General features: G+C 69.9%; 18 protein-coding genes. 8 read left to right on the forward strand and 10 right to left on the reverse strand.

All coding sequences use genetic code 11. The annotated features are described in order from the left end of the window. Nucleotides 1-10: 10 nt before the first annotated feature. A complete protein-coding gene (locus AC1DF3_RS10100; RefSeq protein WP_478139554.1) occupies nucleotides 11-925 on the reverse strand; it encodes a LysR family transcriptional regulator in 915 nt (304 codons plus the stop codon). Nucleotides 926-1,061: 136 nt separating this feature from the next. Here AC1DF3_RS10100 and AC1DF3_RS10105 point away from each other — a divergent pair, with 136 nt between their 5' ends. The 7 genes from AC1DF3_RS10105 to AC1DF3_RS10135 are packed head-to-tail and all read left to right on the forward strand — an operon-like array spanning nucleotide 1,062 to nucleotide 7,687. Further along, nucleotides 1,062-2,096 carry an SMP-30/gluconolactonase/LRE family protein gene (locus tag AC1DF3_RS10105; protein WP_478139555.1) on the forward strand — a complete coding sequence of 345 codons (1,035 nt, stop codon included), beginning with the start codon at nucleotides 1,062-1,064 and terminating at the stop codon, nucleotides 2,094-2,096. Next, nucleotides 2,093-3,082, forward strand: a complete 990-nt coding sequence (locus tag AC1DF3_RS10110; protein ID WP_301810441.1) for a fumarylacetoacetate hydrolase family protein — start codon at nucleotides 2,093-2,095, stop codon at nucleotides 3,080-3,082. The genes AC1DF3_RS10105 and AC1DF3_RS10110 overlap by 4 nt, the downstream gene beginning before the upstream one ends. Before the next feature lie 12 nt (nucleotides 3,083-3,094). After that, entirely contained in the window at nucleotides 3,095-3,880 is a 786-nt protein-coding gene (locus tag AC1DF3_RS10115) for a cyclase family protein (protein ID WP_286531210.1), read from the forward strand. Nucleotides 3,881-3,883: 3 nt separating this feature from the next. Then, nucleotides 3,884-4,555 (forward strand): NAD-dependent epimerase/dehydratase family protein, encoded by a 672-nt coding sequence (locus AC1DF3_RS10120; protein WP_478139556.1) that lies wholly within the window; start codon nucleotides 3,884-3,886, stop codon nucleotides 4,553-4,555. Further along, nucleotides 4,465-5,679 (forward strand): alpha/beta hydrolase family protein, encoded by a 1,215-nt coding sequence (locus AC1DF3_RS10125; RefSeq protein WP_478139557.1) that lies wholly within the window; start codon nucleotides 4,465-4,467, stop codon nucleotides 5,677-5,679. The genes AC1DF3_RS10120 and AC1DF3_RS10125 overlap by 91 nt, the downstream gene beginning before the upstream one ends. Then, nucleotides 5,676-6,656 (forward strand): Bug family tripartite tricarboxylate transporter substrate binding protein, encoded by a 981-nt coding sequence (locus AC1DF3_RS10130; protein WP_478139558.1) that lies wholly within the window; start codon nucleotides 5,676-5,678, stop codon nucleotides 6,654-6,656. Before AC1DF3_RS10125 ends, AC1DF3_RS10130 begins: the two co-directional genes overlap by 4 nt. A 53-nt stretch (nucleotides 6,657-6,709) precedes the next feature. Then, the gene (locus AC1DF3_RS10135; RefSeq protein WP_286531216.1) at nucleotides 6,710-7,687 is read left to right on the forward strand and encodes a Bug family tripartite tricarboxylate transporter substrate binding protein; all 978 of its coding nucleotides are present in this window, start codon (nucleotides 6,710-6,712) and stop codon (nucleotides 7,685-7,687) included. Between the two features lie 108 nt (nucleotides 7,688-7,795). Here AC1DF3_RS10135 and AC1DF3_RS10140 read toward each other — a convergent pair whose 3' ends face one another. Together AC1DF3_RS10140 and AC1DF3_RS10145 are read right to left on the reverse strand one after the other, a co-directional pair. Then, nucleotides 7,796-9,895 carry an ATP-binding protein gene (locus AC1DF3_RS10140; protein ID WP_478139559.1) on the reverse strand — a complete coding sequence of 700 codons (2,100 nt, stop codon included), beginning with the start codon at nucleotides 9,893-9,895 and terminating at the stop codon, nucleotides 7,796-7,798. A 4-nt stretch (nucleotides 9,896-9,899) separates the two neighbouring features. Then, a complete protein-coding gene (locus AC1DF3_RS10145; RefSeq protein WP_478139560.1) occupies nucleotides 9,900-10,259 on the reverse strand; it encodes a hypothetical protein in 360 nt (119 codons plus the stop codon). Between the two features lie 158 nt (nucleotides 10,260-10,417). Between AC1DF3_RS10145 and AC1DF3_RS10150 the strand changes: the two genes are divergently transcribed. After that, nucleotides 10,418-11,152, forward strand: a complete 735-nt coding sequence (locus AC1DF3_RS10150; RefSeq protein ID WP_286531222.1) for a response regulator — start codon at nucleotides 10,418-10,420, stop codon at nucleotides 11,150-11,152. Between the two features lie 25 nt (nucleotides 11,153-11,177). Here AC1DF3_RS10150 and AC1DF3_RS10155 read toward each other — a convergent pair whose 3' ends face one another. The 7 genes from AC1DF3_RS10155 to AC1DF3_RS10185 form a co-directional block, all read right to left on the reverse strand. Then, the gene (locus AC1DF3_RS10155) at nucleotides 11,178-11,975 is read right to left on the reverse strand and encodes an alpha/beta fold hydrolase (RefSeq protein ID WP_478139561.1); all 798 of its coding nucleotides are present in this window, start codon (nucleotides 11,973-11,975) and stop codon (nucleotides 11,178-11,180) included. 21 nt (nucleotides 11,976-11,996) lie between these two features. Then, nucleotides 11,997-12,518 (reverse strand): Dps family protein, encoded by a 522-nt coding sequence (locus AC1DF3_RS10160; RefSeq protein WP_478139562.1) that lies wholly within the window; start codon nucleotides 12,516-12,518, stop codon nucleotides 11,997-11,999. Nucleotides 12,519-12,846: 328 nt separating this feature from the next. Further along, on the reverse strand, nucleotides 12,847-13,221 hold the full coding sequence (locus AC1DF3_RS10165; protein WP_478139563.1) for a UBP-type zinc finger domain-containing protein: 375 nt from the start codon (nucleotides 13,219-13,221) through the stop codon (nucleotides 12,847-12,849). Next, nucleotides 13,218-14,354, reverse strand: coding sequence for an FAD binding domain-containing protein (locus AC1DF3_RS10170; protein WP_478139564.1), 1,137 nt, complete (start codon nucleotides 14,352-14,354; stop codon nucleotides 13,218-13,220). The genes AC1DF3_RS10165 and AC1DF3_RS10170 overlap by 4 nt, the downstream gene beginning before the upstream one ends. Nucleotides 14,355-14,541: 187 nt before the next feature. Further along, nucleotides 14,542-15,543: a Bug family tripartite tricarboxylate transporter substrate binding protein gene (locus AC1DF3_RS10175; RefSeq protein WP_478139565.1), complete on the reverse strand. Its 1,002-nt coding sequence runs from the start codon at nucleotides 15,541-15,543 to the stop codon at nucleotides 14,542-14,544. A 25-nt stretch (nucleotides 15,544-15,568) separates the two neighbouring features. After that, the gene (locus AC1DF3_RS10180; RefSeq protein WP_478139566.1) at nucleotides 15,569-16,804 is read right to left on the reverse strand and encodes an FAD binding domain-containing protein; all 1,236 of its coding nucleotides are present in this window, start codon (nucleotides 16,802-16,804) and stop codon (nucleotides 15,569-15,571) included. Continuing rightward, nucleotides 16,801-17,253 carry a VOC family protein gene (locus AC1DF3_RS10185; RefSeq protein ID WP_286531233.1) on the reverse strand — a complete coding sequence of 151 codons (453 nt, stop codon included), beginning with the start codon at nucleotides 17,251-17,253 and terminating at the stop codon, nucleotides 16,801-16,803. The genes AC1DF3_RS10180 and AC1DF3_RS10185 overlap by 4 nt, the downstream gene beginning before the upstream one ends. Nucleotides 17,254-17,287 lie beyond the last annotated feature (34 nt).

A 17,287-nucleotide genomic window follows, 5' to 3' on the forward strand; every position in this document is an offset into this window, starting at 1 on the left:
TCGTATCGCTTCAGATCGCGGGCATGACCTCGGCCAGCGCGACGATCTGCTCTCGAACCCAGCGCACACCCGGATCGTCCTCGCGATAGCGGTGCCATTGCAGGACCTCGGTCAACCGAGGCGTCTCGAGCGGCGGCTCGAACAGGGCCAGCGGCATCGACTGGACAAATTGCTTTGCCAGCCTTGTCTGGACGGTTGCGATGCGGCGCGTACCGACGACGAAGCGCGGGATCAGCAGGAAGCCGTGCGCCACCACCTCGACACGCCGCGTGTTGCCGTGCTGGTTGGCATACCACTGCTCGAACCACGGGTTGTCCCCCTGCTCGGCCTGGTACACGACGTGGCCGAGCGACCTGTACTGTTCGAGCGTCAAGCCGTCACGCAGGTCGGCATTCTGCTGGCAGGCGATGACGTGGTAGGTGTCGTCGAAGAGGATGGCCTGCGGGTGCTCCGGCAGTGTCAGGTGCGCGGGCGTGACCAGGAAATCGGCGCGGCCCTGGTCCAGGTCCTGCGCCATTTCGCTGTGGGTCGGCCGCACATCGAAGCTCAGGCGCGGCGCCATCTGCGCGATGCGGCGCAGCACCTCGGCGAGCAGCACCTGGGTCACATAGTCGGAAGCGATGACTCGGAAATGCCGCTCGGCCGTCGCCGGTTCGAACTCGGGCTTCACGCCCAGCGTGGCATCCACCTGCAGCAGGATCCTGCGCACTGGTTCGGCCAGGCTTTCCGCCCGCGGCGTCAGTTGCATGCTCCGGCCCATCGGCACCAGCAGGGGGTCCTCGAAGTAGTCGCGCAGGCGCGCCAGCACGCCGCTCATCGCGGACTGCGTGAGGTGCACGCGCTCGGCCGCGCGCGTCACGTTGCTTTCGCTGAGCAGGGCGTCGAGCGCGATCAGCAGGTTCAGGTCGATGCGTTGAGAGCGCATGCGGGGAGTCTCCTCGGGATCCCGGAGATCTTAGGCCAGTGCGAGGTATCCGCCCGCGCGATGCCTGCCATCGGAAGATTCGGTTGGTGCGAACCCGGGTGTCGCGCCTATGCTGCGCGCACTTTTGCGAAGCAGCATGACCAAGAACAATCCTCTTCTAGGCTGGCAGGTCGATCGGGCTGCGATCCGCCACGTCGGCCACGGGCTCCAGCGCCCCGAGTGCGTGCTGGCCGAGCGCGATGGCACCCTCTGGGCCGCGGATGCGCGCGGCGGCGTGATGCGCATCGCGCCCGACGGCAGCCAGCGGCTCGTCGCGCCGGCCGCGCCAGATGACGACGCGGCGGCGGACTTCGGCAAGCGCTACGTGCTGAGCCAGGGATCGCTGCCCAACGGCCTCGCGTTCCTGCCCGACGGCGACATCCTCATCGCCAACTGGGGCAGCGATTCGGTCGAGGTCATGAGCCGGGAAGGCAAGGTGCGCCGCCTCTTCGACCGCATCGACGGCCAGCCGATCGGCAAGGCCAACTTCGTGCTGAGGGACCGGCGCGGCCGCCTCTGGCTGACCGTCACGACCCGCATGCAGCCCTGGACCGATTCGATCAACGCCCGCGCGCGCGACGGTTACATCGCGTGCGTCGACGAGCGCGGCGTGCGCATCGTGGCCGACGGCCTCGAGGGCACCAACGAGGTCCGCATGGACGCCGACGAGGCGTGGCTCTATGTGGTGGAAAGCAACGCCCGCCGCATCTCGCGGCTCAAGGTGCGCGATGACGGCGAGCTTGGCGCACGCGAGACCTACGGCCCGGACCGCCTGCCGGGCTTTCCCGACGGCTTTGCCTTCGACGCCTTCGGCAACCTCTGGGTCACCCTGGTGATGAGCGACCGGCTGGTGGCGATCACGCCCGAGGGGAACTTGCTGACCTTGCTCGACGACGGCAACCCGGAGGCGACGCGCGCGCTCGACGCCCACTACGAGTCCCGCACGCTGACGCCCGAGATCATGGCCGCCGCCCGCGGAAGCCTCGCGCCGTGGATGGCCAGCCTGACCTTCGGCGGCCCGGACCTCCGGACCGTCTACCTCGGCAGCCTGCGCGGCACGACCCTGCCCAGCTTTCGCTCGCCGGTGGCGGGGCTGGCTCCCGTCCATTGGAACGAAGAGATACCCGCATGAAACTCGCCACCCTCAAGAATGGCCGCAAGGACGGCCGCCTGGTCGTGGTCTCGCGCGATCTGCAGCGCGCCGTCGCCGCGGACGACATCGCGCCGTCGATGCTCGATGCGATCGAGCGCTGGAGCGACACCGCGCCGCACCTGGCGGCACGCTACGAGGCCCTGAACGCCGGCACCGCCGCGGGCGCCTTCGACTTCGATCCCGCGGCCGCCGCAGCACCATTGCCGCGCGCGCCCCAGTGGTGCGATGGCTCGGCCTTCCTGAACCATGGCCGCCTGATGGAGAAGGCCTTCAACATCGATCCCATCCCGGACAGCGACAAGGTGCCCCTGATGTACCAAGGCGGCTCCGACGACCTGCTCGGGCCGCACGACGACCTCCCGCTGCCCGACGTCGCCCATGGCATCGACTTCGAGGGCGAGTTCGGTGTCGTCGTCGACAGCGTGCCGATGGGCTGCTCGGCCACCGCGGCCCGCAGCCGCATCCTGCTGCTGGTCCAGATCAACGACGTCAGCCTGCGTGCCTTCGGGCCGCGCGAGATGCGCACCGGCTTCGGCTTCTTCCAGGCCAAGCCTTCGTCCAGCTTCGCGCCGGTGGCGGTGACGCCGGACGAGATCGGCGATGCCTGGAAGGATTCGCGTGTGCACCTGGACCTCGCGGTCGACTACAACGGTCGCTGGTTCGGCGAGCCCAACGGGCGCGAGATGAACTTCGGCTTCGATGAACTCATCGCGCACGCAGCCGTCACGCGGCGCCTGTCGGCCGGCACCCTCATCGGCTCGGGCACCGTCTCCAACGCAGGCGGCGCAAAGGGCTCGGCCTGCATCGCCGAGCGTCGCGCGATCGAGCTGATCGAGCAAGGGGCGAGCGCGACGCCGTTCATGCGTTTCGGCGACCGCGTCCGCATGGAGGCGCGCTGGAACGACCGGCCGGTCTTCGGCGCGATCGACCAGCGCATCGTGCAGGCGCCGCCGGCGCAGGCCTGAGGGGAGACCGCCATGCCGCGCTTTGTCGACCTGTCGATCTATCTCGAGAACGATGTGCTCTCGGACCCGCCGCCGCTGGCGCCGAGGATCACCTACCAGAAGCACGGTGACACGCTGCCCGAGTTCATGCAGATGATCCCCGGCACCAGGGCCGAGGACTATCCGGACGGCGAAGCGGCGGCCGCGGAGTGGGTGAGCCTGTCCACGCACAACGGCACGCACCTCGATGCGCCCTACCATTTTCACTCGACCCAGGACGCCAAGCTGGGCGGCAGCCGGCCGTCGATCACCATCGACCAGGTGCCGCTCGACTGGTGCTTCAGGCCGGGCGTGAAGCTCGACTTCCGAAGCTTTCCCGACGGCTATGTCGCGACCGCGAAGGATGTCGAGGCCGAGCTGCAGCGCATCGGCCATGCGCTTCGCCCGATGGACATCGTGGTCGTCAACACGCGCGCCGGCGAGCGCTACGGCCACGGCGACTATGTCTCGGCCGGCTGCGGCATGGGCTACGAGGCCACGATGTACCTGCTCGAGCGCGGCGTGCGCCTGACCGGCACCGACGCGTGGAGCTGGGACGCCCCGTTCGCCTACACGGCCCGGCGCATCGCCGAGACCGGCGACACATCGCTGATCTGGGAAGGGCACAAGGCCGGCCGCGACATCGGCTACTGCCACCTCGAGAAGCTGCACAACCTCGAAGCCCTGCCGGGCGACGGCTTCACCGTCTGCTGCTTCCCGCACAAGATCCGCGGCGCCTCCGCTGGCTGGACACGGGCCGTGGCCATCTTCGAGGACTGACGGATGAAGGTGCTCGTGACCGGCGCGGGGGGCTTCATCGGTGCGCAGCTGGTGGGGCTGCTGCAGTCCGAAGGAAGGGTCGGGGGCCGTGCGATCGAGACGCTGGTCGGCCTGGACCACCGGCTGCGGCAGGGCCAGGGCGGCGTCCTCGCGATCGAAGGCGAGCTCGCGGGCCCGGAGGTTCGGCAGCGCATCGCGGCACTCGCGCCGGACCTCTGCTTTCACCTCGCCGCGGTGCCCGGTGGCGCCACTGGTCCCGATGCGACGGCGTGGTGGATGCCGGCCCGCCGCTGCGCGCAGAACCTGGTGCACGCCGCAGCCATGGCGGTGGAGGACCGTGAGGCCCGGGGTCGCGCATGGCCGCTGCCGGTGCTGCGGCTGTCGATCGCGCAGGTCGTGCGAACGCTCTCGCAGGTCCATGGCGTCGAGGGCGAGCGGCTCGTGCGCTACGCGCCACAGGCGGCGGTCGAGGCCGTCTTCGGCCGCTATCCCGCGCTCGAAGACGGCGCCGCGCGCTCGACCCTGGCTTCCGCGACCCAGCCGCCGACGGCCCGGCGTGGGCCTGACACAAAAACAGGAGACACATGTTCAAGTACTTTCCCACCCACTACGTCTGGAATCTCTCGGTCGACCTGGCGATCGAGATGGGCGCGCGCATCGGCGAGATCGAGGTGATGTGCGCGCCGCTGCAGGAGGCCGCCCGCCAACCCGATGCAGCCGCCTCGCTCGCCTTCCGCGAGAGCTGGGAACGCATGGCCGACCGGCTCGCCGAGCTCGCGCGCGAGGACGAGGCCAGGGGACGCCTGATCTCGGCGGGCGACAAGCTGGGACGGGCCGCCACCTACCTGATCACCGCGGAGCGGCTGCAGGCCCACCGTGCGCCAGGGCGCGCGGCGCTCTACCGCCGCTTCCTGGAGACCTTCGCACGCGGCGTGCGGCTCGCGGGCGAGAACTGCGAGCGGGTCGAGATTCCGTATGGCGAGGCGCACATCGCCGGCCTCTACGTGCGCGCCGAGGGCCTGCCGCCCGGCAGCCGCGCCCCGGTGCTGGTCCAGGTCAACGGGCTCGACTCGACCAAGGAGATGAAGTACCGCGTCGGCCTGCCCCGCTGGCTGGCGCAGCGCGGGGTCGCCTCGCTCGTCATAGACCAGCCGGGATCGGGCGAGGCCCTGCGCCTGCATGGCCTGACGGCGCTGGTCGAGTCGGAACGCTGGGCGGCGCCGGTCGTCGACTGGCTCGAGCGGCGCGCGGACATCGACCCGCGCCGCATCGGCCTGGAGGGCGTGTCGCTCGGGGGCTATTTCTGCCCGCGCGCCGTCGCCTTCGAGCCGCGCTTCGCCTGCGGCGTGGTGTGGGGCGCCAACCATGACTGGCGCGACGTGCAGCGCCAGCGGCTCGCGCGCGAAGGCAGCCTGCCGGTTCCTCACTACTGGGAACACGTACGCTGGGTCTGGGGCGCGAAGGACCAGGAAGAGTTCCTGCGCATCGCCGAGCGCGTCCATCTCGATGGCGTGGTGGAGCGGATCCGCGTGCCTTTCCTCGTGACGCACGGCCAGAAGGATTCGCAGATTCCGCTGCACTGGGCGCAGCGCACCTACGACCAGCTGGTCAACAGTCCCGCGCGCGAGCTGAAGGTGTTCACCGAGCGCGAGGGTGGCGTGCAGCACTCGAGCTTCGACAACTCGGCCAACGCGGGCGCCTGGATCGCAGACTGGGTCGCCGAGACCCTCGGCGGACACACCGCGATGCACGCGACAACGGCCGTTTCGACGCCATCCCCCACGGAGACCACCGAATGACGAATCGCAGAACTTTCGTGGCCGCCGCCCTCGCGGCGCTCGGGCCCCTGGCCGCCACCCGAAGCGCGTGGGCGGCCGATGCCTTCCCCCAGCGTCCCATCAAGCTGCTCGTGCCCAATCCGCCCGGCGGTCCCTCGGACATCGTCGCCCGTTTCCTCGCCGAATCGATGCGCGCCGAGCTGGGCCAGCCGCTGGTGATCGACAACCGCCCAGGCGCCTCGGGTTTGATCGGCACGGCGGTGGTCGCGAATGCGCCGCCCGACGGTTACACGGTGCTGGTGACCTCGCGTTCGAACCACATCGTTGCGCCGCTGGTGCAGCAGGGCGCGCAGGTGGATCCGGTTCGTGACCTGGCGCCGGTGGGCCTGGCCTTGCGCGCCGTCGGCATCCTGGCGACGCCGGCCAAGTCGCCCTGGCGCACGCTGCGCGAGTTCACCGCGCAGGCCAAGGCGCAGCCCGGCAAGCTGTTCTACGGCAGTGCGGGCATCGGCGCGACCAACCACATCGCCATCGAGCAGTTCAAGGTGCTGGCCGGCATCGACCTGGTCCACGTCCCCTACAAGGGATCGGGGCCGCTGATCACCGGGCTGATGGGCGGCGAGGTGCAGCTGGCGCTGCTGGACTTCTCCTCGGCGCAGGCGGGCCTGAAGGGCGGCACCCTCGTGCCTCTGGCGCAGACCGGATCGCGCCGCCTGAGTTCCATGGCCGAGGTGCCCACGCTGGCCGAATCCGGCTTCCCGCGCTTCGACCCTTCGTTCTGGATCGGGCTGGCGGTGCCGCGGGCGACTCCGGCACCGGTGATCGCGCGCCTGAACAAGGCGCTCGACATGGCGCTCGCCGACACGCAGATGAAGGCGCGGGCGCAGGTCAACGGCTGGGAGCTGATCGGCGGTGCGCCCACGGCGCTCGAGGCCACCATCCGACAGGACATGGCGGACTTCCCGCCGCTGGTGCGGCGGCTCGACCTGAAGGCCTGAATGCCGTGCACCGTTCCACGATTTCGCAACAGAGACAAGCAAAGAGGCAAGAGATGACATCGACCAGGATCTCGCGACGCACCGCGATCGGCATGGCAGGCGTGTGGATGGCTGCCGTCACGGGCGCCGCGCGCGCCCAGGCGCCGTACCCCTCGCGCCCCGTGAAGCTCATCGTCCCGTTTCCCGCCGGCACGTCACCCGACGTGATCGCGCGGCTTTGGGGTGACGAGTTCGCGCGGGCCACCGGCCAGCCGGTGGTGGTGGAGAACCGGTCCGGCGCCAGCACCATCATCGCGGCGCAGGCCGCGGCCAATGCGCCCGCCGACGGCTACACGCTGCTCTGGACCGTGAACAACACCTTCTCCATCAACCCCTACGTCTACAAGAAGCTGCCGTACAAGGCCGAGGACTTCGTGCCTGTGACGCGGATCCTGTCCGTCCCCTATGTGCTGGTCATCTCCAACGAGTCCAGGATCCGGTCGCTGCAGGACCTGGTGCGCGAGGCCAAGGCCCGGCCCGACGCGATGACGTATGCGAGCGCCGGCATCGGGCAGGGCACCCACGTGGCGATGGCCCGGTGGCTCAACCAGGCCGGCCTCTCGATGACGCACGTGCCCTACAAGGACTACTTCCTGCCGGACGTGATCGCGCAGCGCGTCGATATCGCACTCGACGCCAGCACGGGCGCCATTCCGCAGGTGAAGGCGGGCAAGGTGCGCGCGCTGGGCGTCACGAGCCCGCAGCGCATCGAGGCCCTGCCCGACGTGCCGGCGATCGCCGAGGCGTTCCCGGGCTTCGTGGGGGACTCGTGGCACGGCATCTTCGCGCCCAGGGGAACGCCGCCGCAGGTGCTGGAGGCCTTGCTGGCGCAGTCCCAGCGCATCGTCTCCGGCGCCGATTTCCGGGCCAAGCTGAAGGGCTATGGCCTGACGCCGGTAGGCGAGCCGCCGGAGGCCTTCCAGCGCTTCCTCGACGAGGACGCCCGGGCCTGGGCCAAGGTGGTCAAGGACAATCGGATCGCCGCGGAGTAGGGGCCTGCAGCACGTGGCTTCCTCGATGTGCACCTCCGCGACGCGCGACTGCGCTTCGTGGCGCGCCGGCCCGGCGTCGGCGCTGACCTCGTCCTTGCGCGTCGTGCATCACCTGCAACCGAGCGTCCGCGCCAGCGTTTCGGCCAGTTCCTGCAGGCCGAGCGGCTTGCGAAGGAGGGCGACCACGCCGGCATCGCGCGCACGTTGCTCCAGTGCCGCGCCAACATTGCCGCTGACCAGGATCACCGGCAAACCGGGGCGCAGCGCAAGCAGCCGCCTGGCGAGTTCGCTGCCCGGCAGGCCCGGCAGCATTTCGTCGGTGAGCACGGCGTCGAATCGTTGCGGGTCGGCCTCGAAGGCCTCCAGTGCGCGTTCGCTCGAGTCGAAGCCGACCGGCTCGTAGCCCAGCTCGGCCAGCAGCTCCTCGGCCAGCTCGACCAGCGGACGCTCGTCGTCGACCACCATCACGACCTGGCCGGCGCCGCGCGGCCAGGTCGGCTCCGGCCGCAGCGGCGGCGCTTCGGATTCGCCCGACACCGGCAGCCAGACCGTGACCTGCGTGCCGCGGCCGAGCTCGGTCGCGATGTCGATCGCGCCGCCCAGATCGGCCACGATGCCGTGCACCATCGAGAGCCCCAGCCCGGTGCCTTCGCCGACTTTCTTGGTCGTGAAGAAAGGATCGAAGGCGCGCTGGAGGACGTCGGCCGACATGCCGTGCCCGGTGTCCGAGACCGTCAGCCGAACGCAGGGTCCGGCCGGGCGTTCGCCGTGCAGCGCAGGTCGGGCCGCCTCGGATTGCATTCGTTCGAGCCGCACCTCGATCCGGCCGGCATCGCCAATCGCCTGGGCGGCGTTGGTGCACAGATTCATGACCACCTGGTGCAACTGGGTGCCGTCTCCCAGCACGGCTGCGGTGCCGGCCTCCAGCCGGGCATCGATGCCGATCGCCTCGGGCAGGGTGGGACGCAGCATCGCGAGGGCTTCCTCGACCACGGCCTGGATCGGGACCGGGACGCGCTCCGCGACCCCGCTGCGGCTGAAGTCCAGGATGCGGCGCACCAGCACGCGGGCCCGTGCGCCGCCCTGCATCACGCGGTCGATGTAGCGCCGCATGTCGCTGCCGGGCGCAGCGTGCTGCTGGGCCATCTCGCCGAAACCGAGGATCGCGCCGAGGATGTTGTTGAAGTCGTGGGCGATGCCGCCGGCCAGGGTGCCGAGCGACTCCAGCCGCTGGGCCTTCTGGAGCCGGGCCTGGAGCGCGGCCTTCTCGGCTTCGCCGGCCTCGAGCCGCCGCAACTGGCGCAGCAGGCCGGCGATGGTCAGCACCACCAGCGCCGTGAGCAGCAGCGTGCGGATGATGGCGCTGCGCATCTCGTCGTGCCAGGGACGCAAGGCGTGGTCTTCGTCGCGGGTGAGGGTCAGGGTCAGCGGCCGCTTGCCGACGCCCACCGCCGCGACCAGCTTGGCCCGGCCGTCGACCGGACTGACCGAGCGGTCGATCAGCGGCGCGCCCTTGAAGGCCGTCAGCTCGGGGTAGCGCCGATTGGCGTCCATTCCGGTCGCTTCGGGTTGCCGCACCACCAGCGTGCCGTCGTCGAGTGTCAGGATCAGCGCGCCGCCTTCGCCCAGATCGATCGCCGAATAGGCGGCCTGAATCTCCTGCAGCGTGACGATGGCGGTGACCACGCCGTCGAAGATGCCGCCCTGCGTGTTCAGTCGCCGCGACACCACCAGCGCCGGTTGCCGATCGGTCCGCGTGACCACGGGTTCGTTGATGAAGAGACCGCCCGCCGAGCCCTCGCGCTGGCTTTGGAAGTACGGCCGATCGGAGACATCGGCCAGCGCCTCGCCGGTGACCCGCGACCGGTGGCGCTGCATGCCCTGGGCGTCGACCAGGGTCAGCACGCTGACTTGCGACACCCCGACCACGCGCGACGCCAGCGCCGTGGCGACGGCGTCCGCAGGCAGGTCGCGGCCGGTGGTCTCCCACCATTCGCCGGTGTCGCGCAGCAGGACGTCGACGGCCTGCAGGGTTCTGGCGCCTTGTTCGGCCAGTGCCTTGGCCAGGTTGCCGAGTTCGCGCTCGTTCGCGATCGTGATCTGCTGGTGCAGCCGCCAGCCATCGTAGATCGCCGAGCCGGCGAAGGCCGCGACCAGGACCACGCCCGCTGCAATGATCCGCTGCCTCAGGCGCTCGCCCGACGTCATGCGGCTAGAGGGCGGCCGCCACGGCGCCGAGCAGTTCTTCTCGAGAGCAAGGCTTGGCCAGCAGCCGGCTGACGCCCAGTGACTGGGCGATGTCCGAATCGCGCCCCAGGCTGCGGCCGAGCCGGGTCGAGATACCGATCACGGACGCATGCGGATAGGCCGCATGCACGGCCTGCAGCGCCGCGGCCGTCCCTGGCCCCGGCGCCCGTGGGTGCGGCAGGTCGAGGATGACCAGTTCGACCTGGTCGTCGGGAGCGGGGTCGTGCCGCGGCGGCGAGCGGACCTCGTGTCCCTCGCCGGCCAGCCATTCGGAGATCAGCATGCGCATCGCGCTATCTTCCTCGATAACCATGATCTTCGACATGAATTCAGTCCTGTCCGTTGCCGGGATGTCGTGGCACCCCCTGGGACCGATTGGCGCCGATGCCGGTGCCGGGGCAATGTCAGATCCGGGGCCGGAGATTTCATTTGTAATCGACCCGTAGGCCTGCGTAGGATCAATTGAATTACGCTTCGAACGACATGAACACAGCCTCCCCCCACATCCTCGTCGTCGATGACGATCCGGCTCTGCGAGAGCTGCTGTCGGCCTACCTGTCGGAGAACGACTTCCAGGTCACCGCCGTGGCGACCGGCGCCGAGATGAACGCGGTGCTGCAGGACAGCGTGATCGACCTGGTCATGCTCGACCTGCGGCTGGGCGGCGAGGACGGCATGCAGCTGGCCCGCGGCCTGCGCGACACCAGCGAGGTGCCGGTCATCATCGTCACCGGCAAGCAGGATGAGGCCGACCGGGTGATGGGGCTGGAGATCGCCGCCGACGACTACGTCACCAAGCCTTTCAGCAACCGCGAGATGCTGGCGCGGATCCGGGCGGTGCTGCGGCGCTACCAGTCCCGGACCGACGCCGCGCCCCTGGGGCGCAGCACCAAGCGTCGGGCCTATCGCTTCGCGGGCTGGGAGCTCAACCTGCTGGCGCGCCGGCTGACCTCGCCCGAGGGGCAGCGCGTCGAGCTCAGCAACGGCGAGTTCAACCTGCTGCTGGCGTTGTGCGAGCAGCCGCAGCGCGTGCTGACGCGCGACCAGTTGCTGGAGCTGTCGCGGCTGCACGGCGCCGAGGTGTACGACCGCTCGATCGACGTCCAGATCCTGCGGCTGCGGCGCAAGATCGAGGTCGATGCCTCGGCGCCGAAGATGATCCGCACCGAGCGCGGCGCCGGCTACGTGTTCGAGCCGCAGGTGCAGGTACTGCACTGAGCGTGGTCGCCCGCCCTGCGCTGCTTCAACTACCCGCGGCAGCGTCGATGATCAGGCTGGTGATCTCGTCGGGATGCGAGATGAGGGCCAGGTGGCTCGACGGCAATTCGATGGTGGTGGCGCTCATTCGCCTGGCCAGGAAGCGCTCGAGATCCGGGTCGATCGTGCGGTCGTTGCTGGAGACCTGGTACCAGGATGGCTTTGTGCGCCAGGCGGCCACGGTGGTTCTTCCGTTGAACAAGGTCGATGCCACCCGGCCCTGCACGGCGTAGAGCACGCGTGCCCTGAGCGGGTCGATGTCGCCCGCGAAGTCGCGCAGGAAGGCCTCTTCGCTCAACTGCGCGAAGCCACCCGAAGTCACCATGCCCGCACTGGCAGGGGGCTTGGGAAACTTGGCGGCCAATGCGCCGAAGTCCTCGCCGGCATCGGGTGCCCGGGCCGAGACATAGACCAGCCCCGACACCTTGTCGTGGACTCCCGCTTCGCTGATGACCATGCCGGCCCATGAATGCCCGACCAGCACGGTCGGGCCGTCCTGCAGGTCGAGAATGCGGCGCGTGGCCTGGACGTCGTCGTCGAGCGATGTCAGCGGGTTCTGCACCGCAGTCGCGCGCAGGCCTGCCCCTTGAAGGCGAGAGATCACCTCGGTCCAGCAGGAGCCGTCGGCATAGGCGCCGTGGACCAGGACCACGTTGCGCACTCGCACAGATGCAGCGTTGCGCTGCGCTGCGGGACTGGCGCTCGTCCGTGCCATCGAAGGCGCGGCGAGCAGCGCGGCGCCCGCGCCTGCCAGCAGGGCTGAAAAGTTGCGTCGATTGAACATCAGGGGTCTCCTTGAATTGCCTCAGGACGCGCGGCCGGTCTCGAACAGGAACCAGGCGCGCCGCTCGGCCTCGTCGATCCAGTTTTCCAGCAGGCTCGCGGTGGCGACGTCGCCGTGCTCGTCGCACAGCGCATGGGTGGCGCGCATGTAGTCGACCAGGCGCAGGTTGTCCTCGCGCAGCTCGGCCAGCATGTCGCCCGGCGTGACGAAGGGCGCATCGTTGTCGGACAAGCGCTGGTGGCGCGAGATGTCGCCGATCGAGCGCAGGGTGCTGCCGCCGAGCTTGCGGGCGCGCTCGGCGAGCGGATCGGTGAGGGCGAAGATCTGGTCCGCCTGCTCGTCGAGCATCAGGTGGTAGTCGCGAAAGTGCGGGCCGGACATATGCCAGTGGAAGTTCTTGGTCTTCAGGTAGAGCGCGAAGCTGTCCGCCAGCAGGGCGGCGAGGCCGGCGCCGATGTCGCGCCGGGCCTCGGCGCCGAGGGTCGTCGGGGTTCGCAAGGGCGCCTGGCGGCGGGCGAGTGTGGATTCGAGCGTGGTGGTCATGAAAGCGGCCTCTTTGGATTGCATCGGGGTTGGAGATGAACCGCCGGCCGATGCGCTGCCGGTGTCCATGGATGAACTGTGCGGCGGGCGAGTTGCCAGGTCGTTTCAGGGCCGGCGGCCGTGTTGCAGTTGAAATGTCCGCACCGGCATCTGATGCGAAGCGCGAAATGCGGCCGACCGAGCATCGAGGCTCCACGACCAAGGAACCCCTCGCCATGAACACCCCCTCCCATCCCGTGCAGCCGCCTGGCACGCCGATCCCGGCCATGCGCCGGTCCAGGCGGTCGCGGCGGCCATGCTGCTCGCGCCCTCGGCCGGGCCTGAATCGTCAGACGTACCGGGGAATCGGCCCCACCTGCGGGGTGGTGTCGTCGCCGAGGTCGAGCCCGACACGGTCGACGTAGCACCAGCCCCAGCCTTCCGGCGGGTCGTAGCCTTCGATGACCGGGTGCGATGTCGCATGGAAGTGCGCGCGCGCATGGCGGTTGGGCGACTCGTCGCAGCAGCCCACGTGGCCGCAGGTCCGGCACAGCCGGAGATGGACCCAGGTGCTGCCGGTCTTGAGGCATTCCTCGCAGCCCTTGGCGCTGGGCAGCACGTGGCGGATGCTTGCGGCGTGGGTGCATTGCCTGGTCATGTCGATGTCCTCGTGAAGTGGAAAGATGCGGGTGGAGCCGTCGTCGACGACCATGAGCCGCATCATGCGATGCCCATGATCTCGTTGCCCATCGAAATGCCCCGTTCGCCCATCCGGGCACCGGCGTTCAGCTGTTCTGCCCCCCAGGCCGCCAGGCGGGTGTCGAGGCCCCGGCCCGGCGCCAGGGCCTTCGCGAGCGCCAGCGCGTCGGCTGCCGCTTTCGCCGTGCTGCCTGCGGTGTGCGGGCGTGGCACGAAGGCGGCATCGCCGATCAGCACGGTGCGCCCGAACACCATGCGCGGGACCGCCAGGTCGAGGATGGCTTGAACGAAGGGCGCTTCGGTGGCGAGCACCAGTTCGCGCAGGCTCGGCGCCAGCAGTTGCCGCGCATCGTGTCGCAGGGCGGCGATCGGCGCATCCCTCGCTGCTCCGGGTGGCAAGGAAAACGCGTGCGCCACGCCGTTGCGATCAGTCAGCAGCTCCGCCAGCGGCGCGCCGGCGGGCACCTTGCGGTACCACACCCAGTTCCAGCGTCGGGCGCCCTCGGCCACGGACCCGTCTTCGCCGGGAACGCGGTACTCGAGCAGGAGATGGTCGCGTCCTTGCTGGAACACGAAGGCGCTGCCGAGCCTCGCGGCAGCAGCCCCGCCCAACGCCGCCTCCGGAACCAGGCCTCGCCAGGCGACGTAGCCCGCATAGGAGGGCCTGGTTCCGGGCAGCAGCTGGCTGCGCACGGTGGAGCCCGCGCCGTCGGCGCCGATCAGCAGGTCGCCTCTTTCCATCCGGCCGCTCGCGAACAGTACCGTCACGCGCTCGCCCGTCTGCTTGAAGCTCACCAGCCGTTCCCCCGCATGGACGCAGCTGGCCGGCAGCGCCTTTCGCATGGCGCCGTAGAGCATGTTCCAGGAGGTCTGGGTCTGCGGCATCCAGGTGCGGTGGATCACCTCGTCCTCCGCGTCCAGGTAGATGCGGTCGCCCGATCGGACGCCCAGCGCGTCGGTATGCCCGACGCCGGCAAAGCGAAAGGCAGCCAGTACATCGGGCTGCAGCACGATGCCGCCGCCGCGGCTGTCGAGCGCGTCCGGCGAGCGCTCGAAGACCGCCACATCCCAGCCGACGGCGCGCAGGGTGGTCGCCGCGAACAGGCCGCTGAGCGATCCGCCGGCGATGATCGCGCGCGGGCGTTCCGGCGCGGTCATGTGGAAGACCCGGCAGCGAGGGGCTGGTGGGCGTGCGGTGCGAGGTGGCGAGGCGTCATCGTTGCTCCTTGTGTGCCGCGACCTGTGCGACGCCTCGACTGTCGATGGCCGGCGTTTCCGGCGGATTTCACGCGGCGGGCGGATGTCTTACAGATGCAAGATGCCGGGCACGCACCGATGCCGCGCGCTACTCCCTCATGCCTGCGAAGTCGACGATGCGCTTGTATTCCACGGCGTCCCTGGCCATCAGCTGGGGCAGGTTCTCGTCGCCGCGGCCGACCACCACCCCGATGCGCTCGAGCTTCTGTCGCACCATTGCGTCCTGCAGCGTCTCGCGCAGCGCGCGCTGCAGCCTGGCCCGCGGGTCGGGCGCCAACCCGCGCGGCGCCATCAGCGCGTACCAGGCCACCAGGTCGTAGCCCTTGAGGGCCGGATGCTCGCCCAGCGCCGGCACATCCGGCATCAGCGCGATGCGCTGGGCACTGGTCACCGCGATCGGGACGATGCGCCCGCCATCGATGAAGGGCTTGGCCGCGCCCGGCCCGAGGAATGCGAACTCGATCGCACCGCCCGCAAGGTCGCTGCCGATGTTGCCGGCACCGCGGTAGGGGACGTGGGTGATCGACAGTCCGGCCTGCTTCTTCACGAGCTCGCCCGAGAAATGCAGCATCGATCCGATGCCCGAGGTGCCGTAGCTCAACTGGCCGGGCTTCTGGCGGGCGACCGACACGAACTGCGCGAGCGAAGTGACGCCGCTCTGCGTCGATGCGACCAGCACCAGCGGAATGGCGCCGACGTAGCCGACCGGCGTCAGGTCCCTGGCGGCGTCGTACTTCTGGGTCGGATTGAGGAAACGGGTGGCGACGAATTCGCTGCTCGATCCGAAGATCAGCGTGTGGCCGTCGGGCGCCGCGTTGACCACCTTCTGCACACCGATGGCGCCCGCGGCGCCGCCGGCGTTGTCGACGACGACGGTCGCGCCGAGTTTCTTGCCGAGCGTCTCGACAACGGCGCGGCCTACGGCATCGACGCTGCCGCCGGGGGGATAGCCGATCACGACGGTGATCGGGCGGCTGGGCCAGGCCGGCTGCGCCGCCGCGGGCGCGCCCAGGATGCAGGCGGTGGCCAGAGCGAGCAGGGCTGCAAGTCGTCGGGCGTTGCGAACGCGAACACGGGGCGATGAAGACATGGCTGGGTGCATGAAGAAAGCGAGCTCAGTGCGGCACGGGCGGAACGGCGGTTTCGCGCATCACGGCCTCGGTGCTCCGGTAGCGCTCGGCCATCTCGCGTTCGGCCGGCGTGCTGATCTGCGCCTGCATGTAGGCACCCAGCGCGCGGGCGTGGTTGACGATGAAGCTGCCGGCGGCGAGGCGCGAGGCCTCGTAGGCCTGCAGCGCGGACGGCACATCGGGCGTTTCCGCGAGCGCACGAACCAGCGCCGCGGCATCGCTGCCGGCCTTGGTGACGCCCATCCCGCAATGCGGCCGGGCAACGAAGGCCGCGTCGCCCAGCAGCGCCACCCGGCCGAAGGCCAGCGCCGAGCTCTCGAGATCGAAGATCGGCTGGAAGAACAGGTTGGGCGTCTTCTGCACCACCTCCGCGAACTGCGGCGCCAGAACCTCGTGCGCCGCTTGGCGCGCGGCGGCCAGCACCTCGGGCCGGATCAGCGGCGGCGGGATGCCGTCGGGCCAGGTCTTGCCGGTCGCATCGGTCAGCATCTCGCGCAGCGTCGTGTCCTGGTCGGCCGGCCGGTACCAGACGAAGTTGTAGCGGCGCTTGCCGGGCGCCACGCTGTTGCCCTGTCCCGCCACCGGGTAGGCGATCATCTGTTCGCGCGGCGGCAGGCCGAAGGCGAAGTACGGAAAGAGCTCGGCCAGCGCGCGTGGCGAGAGGCTCGCTTCCTCGACCAGTCCCCGCCATGCAAGGTAGCCGGCATAGCGCGGCCGGGTCTCGGGCTGCAGCAGCTGGCGCACGGTGGAGCGCAGGCCATCGGCCGCCACCAGCAGATCGGCGGCCACCACGTCGCCATCGGCGAAGGTCGCGCGCACACCGGCGGCGTCCTGTTCGAAGGAGACCAGCTGCCGGCCGTTGTGATAGCGCTCCGACGGGAAGGCGCGGCGCAGCACCTGGTACAGGCGGCCCCAGGCGGTGAGCAGCTGCGGCAGGGGGCGCGAGTCCTCGACCTGGCCATCGCGTGCCAAGGTGATGCGCTCGCGGACCTCGACGCCGATGCTGTCGGTCACGTCGACGCCCGCGGCGCTCAGCACTTCCATCAGCTCGGGATGCGTCACGACGCCGGCGCCGCGGCTTTCCAGTTCGTCGGCCACCCGCTCGTGCACATGGACGTCCCAGCCGGCGCGCAGCAGCAGGTTTGCAGCGAACAAGCCGCCCAGCGAGCCGCCGATGACCAGCGCCTTGCGCTCGGGCCTTGCGCTCTGCGGCGCGTTCATGCGTGGGCTCCGTGTTGCCGGGCTTCTTCGGCCGGGTAGTTGAGCTCGATCGTCACGCCGGACGGGTCTTCGACGAACAGCTGGTGCAGGCCGATGCTCGGCACCGTGCGTTCGCGAAAAGCCAGGCCGGCCTGCCGCAGCCGCCGGCGCATGTCGGGCAGGTCGGTCGCCAGGAAGGCCAGGTGGTCGATCGCGGCGCTGCCGTGCAGCGATGCCTCGCTCTTGTCGCCAAGGTACTCGACCAGGCCCTGCGGCGCGTCGGGGTCGATGCCGATGATGTGGACGACGCCGAACTGGGCTTCGTCGTCGCCCTTGTAGAGCCAGAGGCCGGGGAAGTCGAACGGTGGCCGGAAGCCTTCGCGCAGGCCGAGCACGTCGACATAGAAGTGGCGCGAAGCCTCGAGCCGGGTGGTGCGCACCGAGTAGTGGGCAAGGGTGTGGATGGCCATGACGAGGTCCTTGGACGTTGGATTCGAATCGGGT

The sequence above is a fragment of the Variovorax sp. 10N432 genome, assembly GCF_056394465.1.

Excerpts from the sequence above, each read along its gene's own strand:
- AC1DF3_RS10180 (WP_478139566.1), bottom strand. The coding sequence starts at position 16,804 with ATGAACGCGCCGCAGAGCGCAAGGCCCGAGCGCAAGGCGCTGGTCATC.
- AC1DF3_RS10105 (WP_478139555.1), top strand. The coding sequence starts at position 1,062 with ATGACCAAGAACAATCCTCTTCTAGGCTGGCAGGTCGATCGGGCTGCG.
- AC1DF3_RS10155 (WP_478139561.1), bottom strand. The coding sequence starts at position 11,975 with ATGTTCAATCGACGCAACTTTTCAGCCCTGCTGGCAGGCGCGGGCGCC.
- AC1DF3_RS10150 (WP_286531222.1), top strand. The coding sequence starts at position 10,418 with ATGAACACAGCCTCCCCCCACATCCTCGTCGTCGATGACGATCCGGCT.
- AC1DF3_RS10175 (WP_478139565.1), bottom strand. The coding sequence starts at position 15,543 with ATGTCTTCATCGCCCCGTGTTCGCGTTCGCAACGCCCGACGACTTGCA.
- AC1DF3_RS10120 (WP_478139556.1), top strand. The coding sequence starts at position 3,884 with ATGAAGGTGCTCGTGACCGGCGCGGGGGGCTTCATCGGTGCGCAGCTG.
- AC1DF3_RS10165 (WP_478139563.1), bottom strand. The coding sequence starts at position 13,221 with ATGATGCGGCTCATGGTCGTCGACGACGGCTCCACCCGCATCTTTCCA.
- AC1DF3_RS10185 (WP_286531233.1), bottom strand. The coding sequence starts at position 17,253 with ATGGCCATCCACACCCTTGCCCACTACTCGGTGCGCACCACCCGGCTC.
- AC1DF3_RS10130 (WP_478139558.1), top strand. The coding sequence starts at position 5,676 with ATGACGAATCGCAGAACTTTCGTGGCCGCCGCCCTCGCGGCGCTCGGG.
- AC1DF3_RS10160 (WP_478139562.1), bottom strand. The coding sequence starts at position 12,518 with ATGACCACCACGCTCGAATCCACACTCGCCCGCCGCCAGGCGCCCTTG.
- AC1DF3_RS10140 (WP_478139559.1), bottom strand. The coding sequence starts at position 9,895 with ATGACGTCGGGCGAGCGCCTGAGGCAGCGGATCATTGCAGCGGGCGTG.
- AC1DF3_RS10125 (WP_478139557.1), top strand. The coding sequence starts at position 4,465 with ATGTTCAAGTACTTTCCCACCCACTACGTCTGGAATCTCTCGGTCGAC.
- AC1DF3_RS10110 (WP_301810441.1), top strand. The coding sequence starts at position 2,093 with ATGAAACTCGCCACCCTCAAGAATGGCCGCAAGGACGGCCGCCTGGTC.
- AC1DF3_RS10100 (WP_478139554.1), bottom strand. The coding sequence starts at position 925 with ATGCGCTCTCAACGCATCGACCTGAACCTGCTGATCGCGCTCGACGCC.
- AC1DF3_RS10145 (WP_478139560.1), bottom strand. The coding sequence starts at position 10,259 with ATGTCGAAGATCATGGTTATCGAGGAAGATAGCGCGATGCGCATGCTG.
- AC1DF3_RS10135 (WP_286531216.1), top strand. The coding sequence starts at position 6,710 with ATGACATCGACCAGGATCTCGCGACGCACCGCGATCGGCATGGCAGGC.
- AC1DF3_RS10115 (WP_286531210.1), top strand. The coding sequence starts at position 3,095 with ATGCCGCGCTTTGTCGACCTGTCGATCTATCTCGAGAACGATGTGCTC.
- AC1DF3_RS10170 (WP_478139564.1), bottom strand. The coding sequence starts at position 14,354 with ATGACCGCGCCGGAACGCCCGCGCGCGATCATCGCCGGCGGATCGCTC.